Annotated in this window: 16 protein-coding genes; 4 read left to right on the top strand and 12 right to left on the bottom strand. The window is 42.8% G+C overall.

The genetic code is table 11. From position 1 onward, the window contains the following. Positions 1–66 precede the first annotated feature (66 nt). From IPP86_07660 to IPP86_07640, 5 genes are all read right to left on the bottom strand, one after another. The gene (locus tag IPP86_07660) at positions 67–747 is read right to left on the bottom strand and encodes a hypothetical protein (protein MBL0138390.1); all 681 of its coding nucleotides are present in this window, start codon (positions 745–747) and stop codon (positions 67–69) included. Positions 748–935: 188 nt separating this feature from the next. Then, positions 936–3,002, bottom strand: coding sequence for a PKD domain-containing protein (locus IPP86_07655; GenBank protein ID MBL0138389.1), 2,067 nt, complete (start codon positions 3,000–3,002; stop codon positions 936–938). Positions 3,003–3,207: 205 nt separating this feature from the next. Beyond that, on the bottom strand, positions 3,208–5,274 hold the full coding sequence (locus IPP86_07650) for a PKD domain-containing protein (protein MBL0138388.1): 2,067 nt from the start codon (positions 5,272–5,274) through the stop codon (positions 3,208–3,210). Positions 5,275–5,483: 209 nt separating this feature from the next. Continuing rightward, entirely contained in the window at positions 5,484–7,550 is a 2,067-nt protein-coding gene (locus IPP86_07645) for a PKD domain-containing protein (GenBank protein ID MBL0138387.1), read from the bottom strand. Positions 7,551–7,733: 183 nt separating this feature from the next. Continuing rightward, positions 7,734–8,885, bottom strand: coding sequence for a cystathionine gamma-synthase (locus tag IPP86_07640; GenBank protein ID MBL0138386.1), 1,152 nt, complete (start codon positions 8,883–8,885; stop codon positions 7,734–7,736). Positions 8,886–9,055: 170 nt separating this feature from the next. On the opposite strand from IPP86_07640, the gene IPP86_07635 reads away from it, so the two are divergent. Continuing rightward, positions 9,056–9,448, top strand: coding sequence for a four helix bundle protein (locus tag IPP86_07635; GenBank protein MBL0138385.1), 393 nt, complete (start codon positions 9,056–9,058; stop codon positions 9,446–9,448). Between the two features lie 67 nt (positions 9,449–9,515). Here the strand turns inward: IPP86_07635 and IPP86_07630 are convergent, their stop codons facing one another. The 5 genes from IPP86_07630 to IPP86_07610 form a co-directional block, all read right to left on the bottom strand. Then, positions 9,516–10,088: a nicotinate-nucleotide adenylyltransferase gene (locus IPP86_07630; protein ID MBL0138384.1), complete on the bottom strand. Its 573-nt coding sequence runs from the start codon at positions 10,086–10,088 to the stop codon at positions 9,516–9,518. A gap of 212 nt (positions 10,089–10,300) precedes the next feature. After that, entirely contained in the window at positions 10,301–10,867 is a 567-nt protein-coding gene (gmk, locus tag IPP86_07625; GenBank protein ID MBL0138383.1) for a guanylate kinase, read from the bottom strand. A gap of 2 nt (positions 10,868–10,869) precedes the next feature. Then, entirely contained in the window at positions 10,870–11,742 is an 873-nt protein-coding gene (locus tag IPP86_07620) for a YicC family protein (GenBank protein ID MBL0138382.1), read from the bottom strand. Positions 11,743–11,772: 30 nt separating this feature from the next. After that, the gene (locus tag IPP86_07615) at positions 11,773–12,669 is read right to left on the bottom strand and encodes a DMT family transporter (GenBank protein ID MBL0138381.1); all 897 of its coding nucleotides are present in this window, start codon (positions 12,667–12,669) and stop codon (positions 11,773–11,775) included. Positions 12,670–12,781: 112 nt separating this feature from the next. Further along, positions 12,782–13,132: a hypothetical protein gene (locus IPP86_07610; protein ID MBL0138380.1), complete on the bottom strand. Its 351-nt coding sequence runs from the start codon at positions 13,130–13,132 to the stop codon at positions 12,782–12,784. A gap of 437 nt (positions 13,133–13,569) precedes the next feature. Here IPP86_07610 and IPP86_07605 point away from each other — a divergent pair, with 437 nt between their 5' ends. After that, on the top strand, positions 13,570–14,505 hold the full coding sequence (locus IPP86_07605; GenBank protein ID MBL0138379.1) for a LysR family transcriptional regulator: 936 nt from the start codon (positions 13,570–13,572) through the stop codon (positions 14,503–14,505). A 37-nt stretch (positions 14,506–14,542) separates the two neighbouring features. Here IPP86_07605 and IPP86_07600 read toward each other — a convergent pair whose 3' ends face one another. Next, entirely contained in the window at positions 14,543–15,529 is a 987-nt protein-coding gene (locus IPP86_07600; GenBank protein ID MBL0138378.1) for a cation transporter, read from the bottom strand. 201 nt (positions 15,530–15,730) lie between these two features. Between IPP86_07600 and IPP86_07595 the strand changes: the two genes are divergently transcribed. Beyond that, positions 15,731–16,060 carry a YbjQ family protein gene (locus tag IPP86_07595; protein MBL0138377.1) on the top strand — a complete coding sequence of 110 codons (330 nt, stop codon included), beginning with the start codon at positions 15,731–15,733 and terminating at the stop codon, positions 16,058–16,060. 88 nt (positions 16,061–16,148) lie between these two features. Here the strand turns inward: IPP86_07595 and IPP86_07590 are convergent, their stop codons facing one another. Next, positions 16,149–18,746 carry a T9SS type A sorting domain-containing protein gene (locus tag IPP86_07590; GenBank protein ID MBL0138376.1) on the bottom strand — a complete coding sequence of 866 codons (2,598 nt, stop codon included), beginning with the start codon at positions 18,744–18,746 and terminating at the stop codon, positions 16,149–16,151. Between the two features lie 449 nt (positions 18,747–19,195). Between IPP86_07590 and deoD the strand changes: the two genes are divergently transcribed. Next, a complete protein-coding gene (gene deoD / locus IPP86_07585; protein MBL0138375.1) occupies positions 19,196–19,894 on the top strand; it encodes a purine-nucleoside phosphorylase in 699 nt (232 codons plus the stop codon). Positions 19,895–20,041 lie beyond the last annotated feature (147 nt).

The raw sequence follows: 20,041 nt of genomic DNA, 5'->3' as shown, positions 1-20,041 counted from the left end.
ATGGTGAAGTGAGAAGAGTTGAATTAAGCCATGCAACGCGCACAGCAGCAAAATAAAAGTACAGGATTAAAAGGAGAAACGGAATTTTACTCCACCACGAAGTGTGGGTCGCACATAAAAATTTTCATCGGTAAAATTGACATCATAGATTTTTGAAACGCCTACGGTGTCTTGTTTCTGGATATCGGTACGGGAAGAAAGAGTTCCACGCAAGCCGACTCCGTAATACAACTCAAAAGCAAAAGACTTACTCATTTCGTAAACTTTTCCCCACACAAATTCTAAACCGAATTTATGCCGGAATCTGCGCTGGTATATTGCTTCAGTGTATTTGTCCCCTTTGGCATTTGAAGTTTCGTTCTCGAACCATTGGTTGTTGTAATAAAGATATTTGTACACCAGTCCGGGAGCGATATAATCTCTCCATTTCGAATCCTCTACCTGTGGCTTGTACAATTTATAGGCGATACGTGCTGTAAAGCCATGTTCTTCGAAATAGTGTGAATTCGTCCAACTCTTTCCGAACTCGGCCAAAGGAGTGTTTACATAGACCAATCCCGCCGTTAACTCCAGGCTTCTGCGGACGGAGAAAAAGTGTTCATAGTTCAGATTCAGCTCATTAGTCCCGTATTGGGTCAGATCCAAAATCAGTGCATTTTTCTTATAAACCGGAACTTCCTGGGCTCTCGAAAATGAGGCCAGCAAAAGTGCGGCTGAAAGAAGAAAAAACCGATGGATTAGAGACATATTGAAACGAACGGGCAAATCTTCAAAAAAAAAAGGAGATGCCCAATTTTGAGAGTAATTTTATTGGTGAAATACGACCGGATTCTTTAAAAGTTTCCCCTGAAAGAGCCCAGGAGGATATATTAGCATCCACTTGATGAATTCTCGTTTTTCAGAAGAGCGCCCTCCAGGAATGATTAGCGTACTATTTATTCAGAGATAACCAGTTTTCGAACATGACGTTTGCCCCCGGCGATCAGATCAACGAAGTATATACCAGGTGTTTGAACCGGGATTTGGTATTCGTGCGAACCGCTGTGTAATTCCTGGTTGATTATAGAGCTGACCAATCGACCTGTAACATCTCTCAAATTAAGCTCTACACCTTGTCCATCCTTCAACAGAAACTGAACGGTAGTTTTTCCGGCACCCGGGTTCGGATACAGGGCAAATCCCATTTCAATTTCTTCAATTTCATCAACTCCAACCATTGTACCGGAGATATTGATCTCATCAATATAAGTGTTATTTCCACCATTACTGATATTCTCAAACATCAACCGAACATTCGGCTTGAGTCCAAAGGGTTGTAAGTTGATCAAATCCGTTCTCCATTGAGTTGAATTAGGCGTGAATGAATTGCTCACAATTCCCGCTGTAGACAAACTGGTGCCTGATCTTGTGTAACGGTAGTTCCAGGTGCGCCCGCAATTTACAGAACCTGCAATGCGCAATTCATCATTCGACGAACTGAAACGCTGAGCATTTGCGACCTTGATTTCCATGTAGGGCGAAGAAACATTTGAAAAATCTATAGAAGGCATAAACCATTTGTCTACTTGCCCGCTTGTGTTGATATAATTGTTAATGCCAATACTGGCGCTTCCCGCGCTTGCAACATTTGTAAATCTTGTCCATGTAATTCCATTATCCGGATTTGTAACATAACCATCTGTACCGGGGAATGTATTGGCAAATTCAAAACTTTCCATGTAAGGGGGACTCATAGCCGGAGTGCCGGTTACACGAATATATCCTGTACGTGTGAACGAGCTTGATCCTGCCGAATTCGATGCGGTAAGGGTTACATCATAGACACCGGGAGAATTGTAAACAACAGCAGGAAAGGAATCGGTAGATGTAGATGGTGTACCGCCGGGAAAATTCCATGACCAGGATGTTGGAGTACCATTCCAACTCAGATCATGAAAGTTCACTGTAGTTCCTGTGCACACACTGAGATTATCAGCACCGAAATCAGCGGTTGGAACACATACCTGGGTTGCAGATCCATCCGTACCTGTCGCAATAAGATTAGTGGACGTCCATAAGTTGGAACGCATACCAACGGATGAATTCAAAGCGGCATGCATGCGAGTTTTCTGTCCGAGTGTGAACATGCAACCACAATAGGAATACTCCATGTAGTTTTGCACATTCTCAATGATGGGAGGATTGCAGATGGATCCATTTGGATTGCAACTGGTCCATCCTTTTGTTTCAGGTGTATCGGAAACTCCATCATCGCCACATGCTACACCCGGAGAATTGGTGCTTCCCCAAACGTGTGCAAGGTTCAGGTAGTGTCCAACTTCATGACTGAGCACTCTTGATTTGAAAACGGTACTGGCACCAATACTTCCGACATAACTGTACAAGGATATAATCCCATCCACATTTGTTGGAAAAGCTGTGCCGGGATAATAGGCATAAGCCGCGGCTCCTGACATTGGTCCTGCAAAAGAATTGATGACCCAGATGTTCAGATAATTCTGATAAGGCCAGGGGTTTAGTTTTGCATCATCATCCGCGCTCATCGTGAGTGGTGAAACAACACGATCGATTCCGTTCGTGCAATTTCCCTGAGGGTCTTTTGTTGCAAGGCGGAATTCTATTTGAGAATTCGCCGCGATACTCTGAAAAGACGGAGCGATTACTGTTGTATCTGCATTCAATTTACTGTAATCTTCATTCATCACACGGATCGCATCATGGACCTGTGCATCGGAAATATTTTCCTGTCCATAATTGTGTACAATGTGAAATACAACAGGAATAATATACACTATTCCGCCATTCGCGCTTCGCTCGTGTTGATGTTCCGCTTCATAGTTTGCTGTAAACCGGTCCAATTGCTGTTGTTGTAATAACACTTCCGGATGTTTACGTACCGTTTCATTATATATTTCTGTTGTTGCACACAACTTCAATTCTTGCCCTTTTGTTGCCCAGCTCAAAGCCAGAGACAAGAATAGAGCGAGCAGAGATTTATTCATGGTAGAGTATAAATTTTTGGTGATGATTTCCGAAGATGGAAAGTCAGAAACCGGAAACTCAAAGATAAAAATAATTTCAGTTTAGCTCCTGAAAACAGAGTGATTTAGCCATTGGAAAGACAATGTTCATCAAAGAAAGCAGCATTTTCATACAAAAAAAGCCCCCCAATTTTGGGAGGCTTTGTTGTAAGGCTTGTTTGTTTATTTATTCAGAGATGACCAGTTTGCGAACGTGACGTTTTCCTCCGGCAACAAGATCGACAAAATAAATTCCCGGAGTGTGCACAGGAATTTGATATTCGTGAAGACCTGAGTTCAGTTCTTCATTAATCATGGATGTAAGCAATCGACCGGTAACATCCAGTACATTCAGTTGAACCTCTTGTCCTTTGTTTAACAGGAATTGTACTGTCGTATTTCCTGCACTTGGATTAGGATACAGAGCAAAACCCAATTCAATTTCTTCGACCTCATCAACACCTACCAGTGTTCCGGTGATGTTGATTTCATCGACATAGGTATTGTTTCCGCGAGCGCTTGTATTTTCAAACATCAAACGCACATTTGGCTTCAAGGCAAATGGATTGAGATTGATGGTTTCCAATCTCCATTGAGTGCTGTTCGGAGTGAAGGAGGTGCTCACAACACCTGCTGTTGAAAGGCTGGCTCCTGATTTGGTATAACGATAGTTCCATGTTCTTCCACAATTGTTAGAGCCTGCTACACGCAATTCGTCAGTCGAACCACTGGTTCGCTGAGCATTCGCGACTTTAAAAGTCATGCTCGGCAAAGTAACATTTGAGAAATCAATGGCTGGCATAACCCACTGATCGACTGCTCCACTTGTATTGGTGTAATTATTAATACGAATGGAAGCTGAACCGGCACTTGCCGCGGTCGTTATACGAGTCCAGGTAGTACCATTATCAGGATTGTAGACATATCCGTCTGTTCCCGGGAAAACCGTTGTTGTTTCAAAACTTTCAGTGTATGGAATTGTATCCGTCGGAGCTCCGGATACGCGGACGTATGCGCTGCGCGTGTAAGAACTTGTACCCGCGGAATTAGAAACAGTAAGCGTTACATCGTAAGTTCCGGCAGCATTATAAACTACAGCAGGGAATGAATCAGTAGAAGTAGAAGGTGTTCCTCCCGGAAAATCCCATGACCAGGAAGTGGGGTCACCATTCCAGCACAAATCATGGAAGTTAACAGTTGCTCCGGCACAAACAGTCAAATTGTCCGCTTCAAAATCAGTAATAGGAATGCATGTCTGCAAAGGTGAGCCATCTGTACCGGTGGCATTCAGGTTGGTTAATGACCACAAATTACTTCTCGATCCAACAGAAGAGTTCAGAGCAGCATGCATGCGGGTTTTCTGACCTTCAGTAAACATGTTTTCGCAGAAAGAATATTCCATGTAATTCTGAACGTTTTCGATAATCGGAGGATTGCAGATGGAACCGGTGAGGTTACAAGATGTCCAACCCATCGTCTCCGGAGTGTCGGTCACGCCATCATCACCACATGCAACTCCCGGTTGGTTGGTACTTCCCCAAACGTGCGCAAGATTCAGACAGTGTCCTGCTTCATGTGTGAGCGTTCGAGCATTGAACTGGTTACTGGCTCCAATACTACCTACATAGGAGTAAAGGGAAATGATCCCGTCTTTGTTGGCAGGAAAAGCAGCACCGGGGTAGTAAGCATAAGCCGCGGCTCCAGCATGCGCTGAAGAGAAGGTGTTGATGACCCAAATGTTCAGATAATTCTGGTAGGGCCATGGATTTAATTTAGCATTATCGTCGGCGTTATTTGTCAACGCGGAAACAACTCTGTCAATACCATTGGTGCAATTTCCCTGTGGGTCAATATTCGCGAGTCGGAATTCAATCTGGCAATTTGCAGCGATACCAACGAAGGAAGGAACAATAGCAGCAGTGTCCGCATTTCGTTTGCTGTAATCTTCATTCATCACACGAATTGCATCATACACTTGTGCATCAGAGATATTCTCCGGACCATAATTGTGAACTATATGAAAAACAACAGGGATTACATATGCAATTGGCCCGCCGGCATTACGCTCATGTTGGTGGGCTTGTGTGTAGCGAGCTGTAAATTGTTCTAATTCCTGCTGCTGTAACAGAATTTCAGGATGGTTGCGAATAGCTTCCTGGTAAACCTCGTTCGTCGCGCAGGTTTTTCGTTCTTGCCCGTTTGCAGCCCAACCGATCGTTATGGACAATACAAATGCAAGGAGTGATTTTTTCATGATTGATGATAAATTTTGGGTGATTAGTTACGGCGGTTTCAGATGGAAACCGGAGATTTCAAATATAGTGATATTTTCAATTTCCGTTGGGTGGAAAAGCTTGTGTTTTCTTGTTTTTTCGTGGGTTATTGAACCCGAATATCCTGATTTCTATCAAAAAAAAGCCTCCTGATTAGAGGAGGCTTTTTTAAAATAGTTTGAAATCTGGTTTATTCCGAGATAACCAGCTTACGAACATGTCGTTTTCCCCCTGCAACCAGGTCAACAAAGTATATACCTGCCGGCTGCTCCGGAATCTTGAATTCATGTAAACCGGCATTCAGGTTTTCATTCAGGATATTGGTAACCAATCGTCCGGTCACATCCAAAACATTGAGTTGAACATCCTGGCCCCGGTTAAGTAAAAACTGAACAGTTGTATTGCCCGCACTTGGGTTCGGATACAAGGCGAATCCCAATTCAATTTCTTCCACTTCATCAACTCCGACCAATGTGCCTATGATATTTATTTCATCGATATAAGTGTTGTTGCCTCGATCGCTGTTATTTTCAAACATGATACGCACGTTTGGTTTTAAAGCGAAAGGATTCAGATTGACGGATTCCTGTCTCCACTGATTTGCATTTGGTGTGAAAGAAGTACTCACAATCCCTGCAGTCGACAAACTTGTTCCGGATTTTGTGTAACGATAATTCCATGTTCGTCCACAGTTGTTCGATCCGGCCACACGCAATTCATCCGTTGAAGAACTGTTTCGTTGGGCATTTGCAACTTTGAATGTCATGCTCGGTAATGTTACGTTCGAGAAATCGAAAGCCGGCATCACCCACTGATCAGTGGCTCCGCTGGTATTTGTGTAATTATTGATACGAATGGAAGCGGTTCCTGCACTTGCAGCGGTAGTTACACGGGTCCATGTAGTCGCATTATCCGGATTGTACAGATAACCATCAGTTCCCGGGAAAGTAGTCGCTACTTCAAAACCATCCGAATACGGAATATTCAAAGACGGTGCTCCGGAGACACGGATATATGCAGTACGTGTGTATGAACTTGTACCGGCGGAATTGGATGAAGTAAGAGTAACATCGTAAGTTCCTGCAGTGGCATAAACTACAGCAGGAAAAGAATCAGTAGAAGTCGAAGGTGTTCCACCAGGGAAGTCCCATGACCAGGATGTAGGATCACCGTTCCAGCAGAGATCGTGGAAATTTACAGTACCTCCGGCGCAGACAGTAATGTTGTCGGCTTCAAAATCTGTAATTGGCACACATACTTGTATTGGTGAACCATCTGTTCCGGTCGCTGCAAGATTTGCTGGTGTCCAAAGGTTGGAACGGGAACCAACGGAAGAATTCAGGGCTGCATGCATTCGCGTTTTCTGTCCTTCAGTAAACATTACATCGCAGTAAGAATATTCCATGTAATTCTGAACGTTTTCAATAATCGGAGGATTGCAGATTGAACCGGTCAGATTACAAGATGTCCAACCCTGTGTTTCAGGAGTGTCAGAAACATTATCATCACCACATGCAACACCCGGCTGATTTGTACTTCCCCATGGGTGGGCGAGGTTGAGGCAATGTCCTGATTCATGTGTGAGTGTTCTTGAATTTGTCTGACTGCTTGCTCCAATGCTTCCAACATAATCATAGCGTGCAATGATTCCGTCCTTGCTTATAGGATTTGCAGCACCGGGATAGTATGCGTAAGCTGCCGCATTGGCATGCGCGGAGGAAAAGGTATTAATCACCCAGATATTGAGATAATTTTGATGAGGCCATGGATTCAATTTAGCATTGTCATCCGCATTCATTGTGAGATTAGATACTACACGGTCGATTCCATTTGTGCAATTTCCCTGCGGGTCAATATTTGCAAGACGAAATTCGATCTGGCAATTGGCGATATTATTTGCAAAAGCAGGTACAACACTCGCTGTATCCGCATTCTGTTTGCTATAATCCGTATTCATGATGCGAACGGCATCATACACCTGTGCATCGGAAATATTTTCCGGACCATAATTATGAATGATGTGAAATACAACCGGAATGATGAAAAGTGTTCCACCCGCGGAGTTGCGTTGAGCCGAGTGCTCCTGAGCATAACGTGCGGTAAATTGTTCGAGTTCCTGCTGCTGTAATAATATTTCAGGATGCTTTTGAATTGCTTCCTGGTAAACTTCATTGGTCGCGCAGGTTTTTCTTTCTTGTCCGTTTACACTCCAGACGATGCTGGCTGATATGACAAAAGCAAGTAATAATTTTTTCATTGTAGGGAATGTATTTGATTAACTATATGAATCTCCTTGCCCGCTTTTAAAGCAGGATACCAAAGGTAAAAAATATTTAAATTTTCCCCTCTGTCAGGATGAGCATTTGACACTTCCCTGACCCATTTTAAGGGTATTTAACAAACTCCTGAATAAAAATTCATCGGAATTCACCTAAATGGATCAACCGATAGCCTGACGCAGATCTTCAATAAGGTCATTGATATCTTCAATTCCGACGCTTAAGCGGAGAAGTGAGTCCAATACCCCGGATTTCTCTCTGATTTCCTTAGGAATTGATGCATGGGTCATGGAAGCAGGATGTCCGATCAGGGATTCAACCCCACCAAGAGATTCAGCCAGTGAAAAGACTTTTGTACGGGAAGCCATGTCAAAGGCTTCTTCCATTGAATTGCCTTTTAGCGTAAAAGAGATCATACCCCCGAAATCACGCATTTGCTTTTTCGCGATTTCGTGATTGGGATGATCGGGGAAACCGGGCCAGTGGATCTTATCTACTTTGGGATGACCTTTCAGAAAAAGAGCAATGGCTTTTCCGTTGCTGCAGTGTCGATCCATCCGCACATGCAATGTTTTTAAACCACGAAGAACAAGAAAACTATCCATCGGTCCGGGTGTCGCCCCACAGGAGTTGGCAATGAAAGCAAGTTCTTCATGTAATTTATCATCGTTGGTACACAATGCGCCCATCACCACATCACTATGTCCGCCCAGGTATTTTGTCGCGGAGTGAACAACAATGCTTGCTCCCATATCCAGTGGATTCTGAAGGTACGGAGATGCAAAGGTATTGTCGACAACAAGAATCAATTTGTGTTCATTGGCAATCTGAGCACAAGCCCGGATATCAATGATTTTCATGAGCGGATTCGTCGGCGTTTCCACCCATATCATTTTCGTTTTTGCATTGATGTGCTTTTTGATTTCAGCGGCATCGTGCATGTTCACAAAATGAAACACAATTCCAAAATGCTCAAAAATCTTTGTGAACATCCGGTAGGATCCGCCATATAAATCATCCGTAGCAATCACTTCATCTCCGGGGCGACACAATTTTATAATCGCGTCTTCGGCTCCCTGACCGCTGGAAAAACACAATCCGTGTTTGGCATTTTCAAGAGACGCAATACATTTTTCAAGAGCTACACGTGTTGGGTTTTTCCCACGTGCATATGCATATCCTTTGTGTTTTCCGGGTCTCTCCTGTACATATGTCGAAGTCTGATAAATAGGAGTCATGATAGCCCCCGTTGAAGGATCAGGTTCCTGCCCGGCATGAATTGCACGGGTACCGAATGCGTTTTGGTTTTCCATGGTGCAAACGTAGCGGTTTTCTCTGTAGGTTCAAAGTGTTGGGTTTCGGGTTCTGCGTTCCGGGTTGTTTATGTCATTTTAATTCTGCTAGAGATTTTTTTTTAATGCAAATGAAAACCAGCATTAGTTGGGTTGTAAAACCAAACAAGAACTTTAACCTTTGAAATAAAATGGCCACTGTAACTTCTTTCGAAGAATTGGAAATTTGGGTGAAGGCGAGAGTTCTCACAAATAATATTTATTTACTTACAAAGATGCCTGAGTTTAAATCAGATTTTGTGCTCAGAATTCAAATGAGGAAATCGGCAATTTCAATTATGTCTAACATTGCAGAAGGATTTGAGAGATCCGGAAATAAAGAATTTATTCATTTTTTGTTCATTGCAAAAGGTTCAGCAGGTGAATTGCTTTCACAATTGGTAATCGCGTCTGATCAAAAGTTGATTTCAACAATTGAATTTGAAAACTTAACCAGGGAACTGAAAGCTCAGATGCTTCAGGTTGGAAAATTAATTTCCTATCTTAAAAATTCCGAATTCAAAGGGAGCAGATTCAAGAAATAAACTCTCAATGGAGTTTTTAATTAGTCAAAAAGACCGGAACTCAAAACCCGGAACCCGGAACCCGGAACTATTTATAAAACCCCATCTCCTCCACATACGCCCAAACAGCTTCAGGAAGCATGTAGCGGATGTCTTTTTTGTTTTTGATGGCGTCGCGGATAAAAGTGGAACTGAGTTCCATGCGTGGCGCGTTGATGAGTTTTACTTTTGGATGAGAAAATAATTCACTGGTAGCCGATCCGTCGCGGGGATAAACATAGAGTTCATACCCTTCCAGAATCTGCTCGTAGTTTTTCCATTTGTGAAAAGTTTCAATATTGTCGCTGCCAAGCAATAAAACAAATTTATATTCAGGATGTTTTTCCTGTAAATAAGCAAGCGTGTGTATGGTGTAACTCGGTCGCGGTAATTTAAATTCAATATCGGAAGCCTTTAATTTCCTGTTATCTCCAATGGCCAGACGTACCAAAGTCAGACGGTGATAATCCTGCAACAAACTGTGTTTTACTTTCAAAGGATTGTGTGGAGAAACAACAAACCAAACCTGATCCAAATCCGTGAACTCCGCCATATACCCCGCAATCACCATGTGCCCGTTGTGGACAGGGTTGAATGATCCGAAGTAGAGGCCGATTTTCATGGTATTAATTTTCCTACAGAAAAAATATTCTCAATTCATAAAGTTCGAAGTTGTTCAAAATCGACTCCAAACTCCCGACTTTTTATTTCTATTCCCCTCTCAATCCTCAATCCTCAATCCTCAATCTACAATCCTCAATCCTCAATCTACAATCCTCAATCCTCAATCCTCAATCTACAATCCTCAATCCAAAATCTACAATCCCAAAGTCCTTACTTCAAAAACTCCTCCACCAATCTCTCCGCTTCTTCAAGAGCCTTATCAAGATCATCATTAATGATCACTTTGTCGAAACGGAAGGCGTAAGTAAGTTCGTGTTCGGATTTCGCGATGCGGGCTTTGAACGATTCCGCTGTTTCAGAATTACGTGATTTAAGACGTTGGTGCAATGCTTCCACCGATGGCGGCATTACGAAGACTGAAAGTAGCATCTGACCAAAAATCTTTTTGATCTTTAGTCCACCTTCAACATCCACATCAAAGATCGCAACTTTGTGTTCGCTCCAGATTCTTTCGATTTCGGATGTTAATGTTCCGTAAAAACGATCGGTATAAACTTCTTCCCATTCCACGAATTCATCATTCGCGATCCGCTTTTTAAATTCTTCAACGGAAATGAAGTGATAATCTTTCCCGTCGGTTTCGTTCGCACGCTGCGGACGTGTTGTCGCGGAAACAGAAAATTCTATTTTCGGATTTTTTTGCAGGAGATGATGTACAATGGTTGTTTTACCACTACCGGAAGGTCCACAGAACAGTAAAAGTTTCCCTTGTATCATCCTCAGAGAATATTCAGCACCTGTTCTTTTATTCTTTCCAGTTCGTCTTTCATACCAACAACAGATTTCTGCATATTGGCGTCATTGGCTTTCGAACCAATAGTGTTGACTTCTCTTCCGATTTCCTGTCCGATGAAGGAAAGTTTTTTCCCACCGGAAGGGTCGTCTTTCATTGTTTTCAAAAAATAATTCAGATGACTTTTCAGTCTTACTTTTTCTTCTGAAATGTCGTATTTCTCAATATAAAAAATCAATTCCTGTTCGAAACGATTGCGATCAATGTTGTTCACCTGGATAAACTCTTCGAGATTCAGCTGAAGACGTTTTCGAACCAGTTCGATACGTCCGGCTTCGTAGATTTCGAGATCTTTCATGCCAGCATCGATCGCCTGAATTCTTTGTTCGAGATCGCGCGATAAACTTGCTCCTTCCATTTTACGGAACTCCTGGAATGCGGCAACAGCTTTTTCGATCGCTTTCTTCACCGCGGCCCATTCTTCTTCATCGAGCTGGTTTTTTTCGGTATTCAGAACGTCCGGTAAACCAAGAATAATCTTCAGAAAATTTGCAGGAGGTAATTTCAAATCGTCGGAAATTGTTTTCAGCTCTTCATAATACGCCTTGACAAGAGCGGAATTGATGCTGCTCTTTTTTGGTGCCTCCTGAGATTCAACGGAAATGGAACATTCCACTTTGCCACGTTCAATCTGTTTGCTCAGATCTCCACGTATTTCGAATTCCTTTTCACGGTAAAGTGAAGGCAGACGAAGGGTCAGGTCGAAAAATTTGCTGTTGACCGATTTTATTTCGACGGAAATGGTCTTGTTCCCGTGTTCGATAGTTGCATTACCGAACCCGGTCATGGAGCGAATCATGGCTGTGGTTTAATTGAGGACAAAAATACGTTAAGATTTGGCTTTACCAAGCGCAGGATAATTCACCAGGTAAACCCCGGCAAAGATGAGAACACAGGCAATCACCTGAACCGAACTGATTGCTTCATGCGTGATGAGCAGCGAAATCAGTGTCGCAAAGAGCGGTTGGAGGTAAATGTAGAAACTCACCACCGAGGCCGAAAGGTGTTTCAGTCCAACGGTATTCAGCAGGTAAGCGAAAAAGGTCGTGAAGATGAGTACAAAACCCACGCTCAGCCAGACCGTTTGTGTAAAGGTCTGCCATTCAACCTTTGCCAGTCCCGGACTACCAAAAGGAATCACCAGGATCAGACCAAATACAAAGGTCCATTTAATCACCTGCCAGGTATCGTATTTTTTCATCAGCCTTTTTGCACGAACCATGTATAAGGCGTAAGAAGTCGCATTGATAAATACCATCAGATCGCCCATTGCAGTCGGCTTGCCCGTTGTGTGCTGGTATTGCAGAATCAAGGTTACTGCACCTGCCAGACCGAGTGCGATCCCTCCGGATTGTATCCATTTCAGGTGTTCTCTCAGAAACAGAAATGCCATGAGTGTTACCAGAATAGGCGTGGAGGTCATGATCAGGGCGGCATTGATATTTGTTGTACGGCTCAGTCCTTCGAAAAACAAAAGCTGATTGATCGCGACCCCAAACAATCCCAATTCAAAAAAACGCAGGTAATCTTTCTTCTCAATCGCTTTTCTGTCGGCCGGTGCACGATCAAGCAGAAAAAACAAAGTAGTTGCGCACAACACGCGCAGCAGAATGAAAGCAGATGGAGTAATGTAATTTGGCATCGCGATTTTTGCGATACTGAAATTTGCACCGTAAATCAGATTCGCGATAAAAATCGAAATATGCGCTTTGCGGTGATCGGACATTTTCTCCTGTGAATTTCCGGATTGAATATTCTTGTCTAAAAAGGAATTTTAAAACGGTTCCGGATCTTATGATCACAGTTTCCGCAAATTGAAATCAGAATTCGTCACTTCATTATTTCATTGCTGCTTTTGCCGCTGCGACAACTTTTGCGGAATTTCCAATAAAAATTTCTTTGCCGATAATCACTACCGGCCGTTTGAGAAAAGTGTATTCTTCGAGAATATACTTCCTGTAATCTTTTTCAGAAAGAGTCATGTTGTTCAAGCCAAGACTTCTGTATTTCAACGCAACCCGACTGAACAAAGCCTCTGCTGAACCGGATAGTTTGATCATCTCATCCAGTTGTGACGCTGTGATTTTTTCCGTTTTGATATCCTGAAGAACAACATCTTTTCCCGGTTTTAGTTCTTTGAGAATGCGCTGACAGGTGGAACAGGTACTGAGGTGATAAATTTTCTTCATAAAGCTCTGCAATGATAAAGGTTTTCCGGGATAAATATTGGAGCGCCGACAGGTAGTTTCACATCCACCGGCTCACCTGTGCTCCGGTCGTCCCGCACAGGCGGGACTCCCTGCGCCCAGGGCTATTTTAATCAGGAAATCGCTTCGGGATATTTTTATTTCAAAAGAAAATAACCAAAGGCGAGCCAGAGCAAACCTTTGATCAAAAAGAATAAAAAACCAATGAGCCCGACTTTTTTTAAGTAGCTCTTGACTTTGCTTTCTGCTTGTTTATTTTCCGGCTCAGCCATCATGCAAAGAAATAAAAAAAACGGGAGAGAATCGCAGCTTCTCTAAGCACCAACCACTAAGCACCAACCACCAACGCAAAGATGAGGAGACCAGACACATAAATCAAACAGATATATTTTATCTTTGTATAGATAATATTTATGATCATGAATCTACAGCAACTGGAATATATTCTTGCTCTGGACCGTCACCGGCATTTTGCCCGCGCCGCATCACACAGTTTTGTTACGCAGCCTACATTGAGCATGATGGTGCGCAAATTGGAGGAAGAACTGGGACTTGAAATTTTCGACAGAACCAGACAGCCACTGGTGCCTACAAAGGAAGGCGAAGAAATTATCCGCAGAGCCGGGCACATTCTTGCAGAAGTAAACAGACTACGGGATTTTGCTTTGGAAACGAAGGATGGAATTACAGGCGAATTCCGTTTGGGGATTATTCCTACGTTGGCGCCCTATCTGCTTCCTTTGTTCCTGGGACCTTTCGGAAAAAAATTTCCTTCGATGAAATTGTTTATCCGCGAAGCCGTGACCAATGACATCATCCGCCAACTAAAAAGCGGAGAATTGGATGCCGGACTTGCCGCTACACCTTTGCACGAAGATCAACTTGAGGAATACCCGCTCTTCAGGGAAGAATTTTATGCTTACGCTTCAAAAAGCGAGAAACTTCCCGCGAAAAAATACATACTTCCAAAAGAAATAGACATTCATCACCTGTGGTTGTTGCAGGAAGGCCATTGTTTACGCAATCAGGTTTTTAATCTCTGCGAATTGAAAAAACTGGACACGGAAAGTGAACACGTCGCCTATGAAGCGGGCAGTATTGAAACGCTCATCAACCTCGTGGACCGCTATCAGGGAATTACCATCATCCCGGAACTCGCCGCTTTAAAACTCAGTACTCAGCAAAAGAAAAATGTCAGGGAATTCGCCAATCCAAAACCGGTAAGAGAAATAAGTCTGGTAGTCATGAAAAATTTCCCGAGAAAAAAGTTTCTCCAGGCAGTAATGGATGAAATTATAGCGGCCGTTCCTTTGGAAAAGAAAAAATCGCAGACAAAAGTTTTGGAAATCGAATAGCTGCTGCTCCTGAACAAACTATTTTATCGAAAAGAAATCAGTCGATTTTGTGTTTGCTGTTCGTTGAAATATTCTCGACCGACCATTCTACCTGTCTGACAAAAGCATTCTTCCGGACTGTACAATCCGTCTTGGTGCAGATCTTACAGGAGAAGTCCAGGCAGCCATCAGTATGAACAAACAACTCCACACTTTCGCCAAAATGTTCTCTTACGAGTTTTTCCAATTGATCAATTTCATTGTGCGCTTCGTGTACGTTTAAAAACCAGGGAACGGTCATGTGACAATCCAGGTGCAACATTCCGCCATATTTAATGATGCGGAGATTGTGAAGATCTATCCAGTTTTGTTTCCGGTTTTTCTGAAAAGAGGCAACAACTTTTTTTAAGAGATCATTATCCGCTTCATCCATAATCCCGGCCAGGGAAGAACGGATGATTTTGTAGCCGGTAAAAATGATAAAGAAAGCAAATAACAATGCAACAGCACTGTCGAGCCATGCAAGTTTTGTAAAATAAATTAAAATCAGCCCGACGATAATACCCAAAGTAGAGTAGGTGTCGGATTGAAGATGTTTTCCGCTGGCAACTAGTGCCATTGAATTATTTGCTTTTCCTTTACGTACAGCATAATATCCGACAGTGAAATTGATAAGAGCAGTAAAACTCACCAGGTAAATACCATAGTCGAGTTTACCAATAACATGCGGATGCTGCAGATTATTGATTGCTTCGTAAATGATGATAAGTCCGGCTACAGAAATGAGTGTGCCTTCGATTGCAGCGGAAACAAATTCCACTTTGCCATGACCATAAGGATGATTTTCATCTTTGGGCTGAGCACTGAGATATAAACTGTAGAGTCCAATGAAACCGCTCACTACATTGATAGTGCTTTCTAATGCATCAGTAAGAATGGAAACGGAATTGGTAATATACCATGCTACAATCTTGATGACGAACAATACGACACTTACAGTGGCAACAATTTTTTGAAAAGAAAAGTTTTGCCTCGCCGTGTTCATTCTGTTTATTTAAACGAATGCAAGTTAGCAAGCCCCCTCGAGTAAACAAAAAAATCACTGTATAAATTCCCGTGAAACCTTATAAAATCTTCAATCTACAATCTACAATCAAAAATCTACAATCAAAAATCTACAATCAAAAATCTCCAATCAAAAATCCACTAAATTCCTACCTTCATAAAAAAATTATATCTCATTCACATGGACAAACGAATGATCACAACAGCATTGACCCTCGACGGCTACAGAATTGTGGAGTCATTGGGTATTATCCGCGGAATTACTGTCCGGAGCAGGAGTATCTTCGGAAATCTTGCCGGTGGTATCCAGACAATTTTCGGAGGAAACATCAGTATTTACAAAGAATTATGCGAGCAGACCCGGCTTGAGGCGTTTGAAGAAATGATTCAGCACGCCGAACAGCTCGGCGCGAACGGCATCATCAGTATGCGCTATGACGCGAATGAAGTGATGAACGGCGTTACCGAAGTATTGGCTTATGGTACTGCCGTAAAAGTGGAAAAAATCTAATTTAGAACTTTTTCGAAAGAACATTAAAACAAAACCCCCGATTGCGCTGAATTTAGCACAATCGGGGGTATGTATAAATAGGTGTTTTTTATTGGAGAATAAACTGTGAATTACCGAGTAATTCACCATCCGCACCAACAACCTGCACAGTATAGGCGCCGGCTGTTAAATCTGTTGTAGAGATCCGTACAGCATTTTGCTGTGAGCCTGCAACATGGCGGATAACAACTCTGCCGGTAATATCCATCACTGAAATTTTCAGATCCTGATTGAGTCCTTCAAAGCTCAGTGAAATATGATCGTTTGCCGGATTCGGATATAAAGTGAAATTGGATTTTCCTGCTCCGATGCTTTTTACTCCATCGATGAGTACATAGCCAAGGTTCAACCATTCGTTCACCGTTTGGATCGCCAGACCATCATACCCACCAACAGAAGCCATGTATAAACTGTCATTATAAACCAAACCAACCAGATCGCTGATGTTGCTTACATGAGTAGTTTTTTCCGCGCCAATGAGCCATTGGTTGAGAGTCAAATCCCATCCCCAACAATCACCTAATGCTTCAGTTCCTTGTCCGGTTGGATCGCCACCGGCAAAAACAATCAGCGGTTTCATATTGCGGTAAACTGTTCCTGCTCCCAATCTTGAAACTCTTCCTGCAGGATATGCCGGAAGTGCAGTCCATGTGATAGATGTAGGATTAGCCGCATCGATAACTCCCTGGTAAGCTTCATCTATCGGACCTCCGTTGATCTGGGAATAACCTCCAACGAAAATAATCTGGTTGCCATTGATCGCGCCGCGTAATCCTGATGTTGGTGTACCAATAGTTTGTGTACCGTTTGACCAGGTGTCAGTATAGGTATCATAAATCTGCACGATGTTTTGATCGCCACCGCCATCAAAACCTCCGATGTAATAGATGAGTGAATCACGGAAAACGCCGGAAGCATAATCACCAACGGCAATTGGCATTGGTGTTAATGTGCTCCAGGTTCCGGCTGCGATGTCGTACACATAATTGTTTTCGTCAGGCGCAAATCCGGTAGAGTAACCACCGATACAGTAGATTTTTCCACGAACTGTTTGAGCGGAGAACTGGTACTTTGGAGAAGGCATTGGATTTGCGGCGTTCCACAATCCTGTTGCATCGTTGAATGAATTGGTGTTGGCCTGCACTGCGGCAGCGACACCTCCGAAAGAATACAATGTTCCCGGAGAAGTAGAGTAGACTCCATTCAGGTTGAAAGCACCTGCTAAACCAAATGCTCCGACAGTCAGATTTGTTTTGTTAACCCATCCGTAATTTTCAAAGCCTTCGAAAACAGTTACATCTTTTGTAAGTGTGTCATTGTTGTTGTCAGTATCACCGCTCAGTGATGTGTAAACAACGATTGTGTAAAGACCTGTAGCTGCAGGTGTCCAGGGATCGAAGTTCACCTGAGTGGAATTTCCAAAACTGAGAGAGTTTACTGTTTTTGTAGAAGAATATCCTCCTGAAATGGTCATGGTTACATCAAAAGTGTGCACGCCCAGACTGTTATTGATAATTGTAGCTTTTGGTGTTTGCAACGAGAGACCTGTATTCGTTGAAACATCAATTGAACTTGTAGCGACTTCAACAAGAGGAACAATGATAGGAGTAGACCATTTGAACATTGGTGCATCCAGCTCGTTAGATCCTGTCCAGCCAATTGAATCATTTACGAAATCAACATCGGTATGGATAAGTGCATCAGCAACCACCCACGTGTTTCCGTCATTCGGACTAAATGCGGTACCATTCTGAGTGGTAGCTGCAGGATTTGAGAGAAAATAAGTTGAATCCGTACCAGGTACATAACAAGTACTCAGAACAGTTGTAAATCCTGAAGTATTGCTACCTGCTAATGTCCAGGTAGTGCCACCATCCGTTGTACGGATGATGTCTGCAGCGCCACCGGTACTTCCATTTGTCGCGATACCATTGTTCTCGTCACGGAATGCTATAGAACCAATGTAATCACCGACAAGGGGAGTGGAAGCGACAGTCCAGTTCTGTCCATGATCAGTGGATTTGTAAATTCTGCCAAGATTTGTTCCGAACCACATCGAACCTCCATTTGCAGTAAATACGTCCGTAATTCCGAATTCTCCTGCCTGGATAGCTGGTATACTGGAAGAAGGAACTCTTGTCCAGTTCGTACCACCATCGGCAGTGATGTATATTTCAAAATATCCACCTGTCGGGTCGCCCATACACACACCTGTATTTGCATCCCAGAAATAAACCATGTTTGGAAAATTTCCGGAAGCACTGAATGCGGCTGAAGTTTGATGTGTCCAGGTAAAGCCACCGTCTTCGGTTTTTAGAATAGCTCCTGCACCACCGGAAGGATTAAACATTGCAACCCAAGCAGTGTCTTCACCAATCGCGCAAATACTGGAAGGAGACAGTCCTGTCGCGTTCGTGATCAGGCCACCGCTCCAATTTAATCCACCATCGATAGTGCGTGTATATTCCTGCACAGCTGTCGACTGGCTTGTAGGATCAGCTACCAGACCCCAGCAAACATTAGGATTTACCGCGTCAATAAACTGTACGAAGAAACCCGGGGTGATGTTGGATGTTTGCGATACCCATTGTGCTCTCGACGCGGAGAAACTCAGCGTGAGGAGAATGGCTAGTAAAATTTTTCTCATAGGATTATAGATAAGATTGTTGGTTAAACGTAAATAAATTAAGGCTTTTTTTTTCATTTGGGCAAATGGAGATTGGATACTTAACAAGCAGGCGAAATGAATCAGGGAAAAAGCGCGAAAATCCAAGTTCTGTTGGTTTTACCTCTGTAATTTGTCAATTGAATTCGATTGCAATCGGGACATTTCCTTACGGCAGGTTTTTTCCAGACTTCTTTTTTGATATAATGTTTAAATGTATGAAATCAGAAAAAACTATTTTTTCATAAAATTGAGCCACTGATTTTTCAAATGAACACGTTTTTGTTTTATTATTTGTTCAAACTGAATTTTGGTTAATCGTCTATGCATATCAGGACTAAACATGATTTTTTTAAAAATGACAATCGTTGTTTCACGAAAATAACCGAATATTGCAGGCCCGGCAGGAGCCGGGTCTTAAATTTTAGAGTATGGCTACAATTCATATTAATGCTGCACCCGGTGCGTTTGCGGAAACAGTTTTGTTTCCCGGAGATCCTTTGCGCGCAAAATTCATCGCTGAAAATTTTCTGGAAGGCGCCACGGAAGTTACCAATGTCAGGAATATGCTCGGTTTTACGGGAACTTATAAAGGAAAAAAAGTATCCGTGATGGGTTCCGGAATGGGAATACCCAGTTGCAGTCTTTACGCAAAAGAATTGATTACCGATTACGGCGTAAAAAACATTATTCGAATCGGTACGGCAGGTGGTCTAAAAGGAACTAAGCTGAAGGATATGGTTATTGCCATTTCCGCGTCAACCGATTCGAATGTTAACCGGGCGCGTTTGCTTGGATTTGATTTTGCTCCGGCGGCAAATTTTGGCCTTGCAAAAAAAGCGTTTGAAGCAGCGGAACGAAAAAACTATGCAGCATTGGTAGGCTCCTGTTTTTCGTCCGATTTTTTCTACCACCCGGTCGCTAACCTGATTGACCAGATGGAAAAGATGAACATTCTCTGTATTGAGATGGAAGCAGCCGGATTGTTTGGTGTAGCTGCGGAATATGGCGCGAATGCTCTTGCGATCTTAACAATTAGTGATCATATTCGCACAGGCGAAGCAATGACTTCGGAAGAGCGTCAATTGGGTTTAAGCCACATGATAGAGGTCGCTTTGGAGACTTTGTAAGCAACACCGGAAGACTTGTCGAAAGATTACGTTTACTAATTATTGATTTGTTGTATGTATTGTATGAAAATCGGATTATGGATAAAGTCCTGCCGGCTTTCCGGATACTCCCTGGTGGATAAATAGCATTTTAATATTTTTAAGATA

Source organism: Bacteroidota bacterium (genome assembly GCA_016720935.1).
In the GTDB taxonomy this organism is placed as follows: domain Bacteria; phylum Bacteroidota; class Bacteroidia; order AKYH767-A; family 2013-40CM-41-45; genus JADKJP01.
This window is presented reverse-complemented; position numbering and strand designations above follow the sequence as displayed.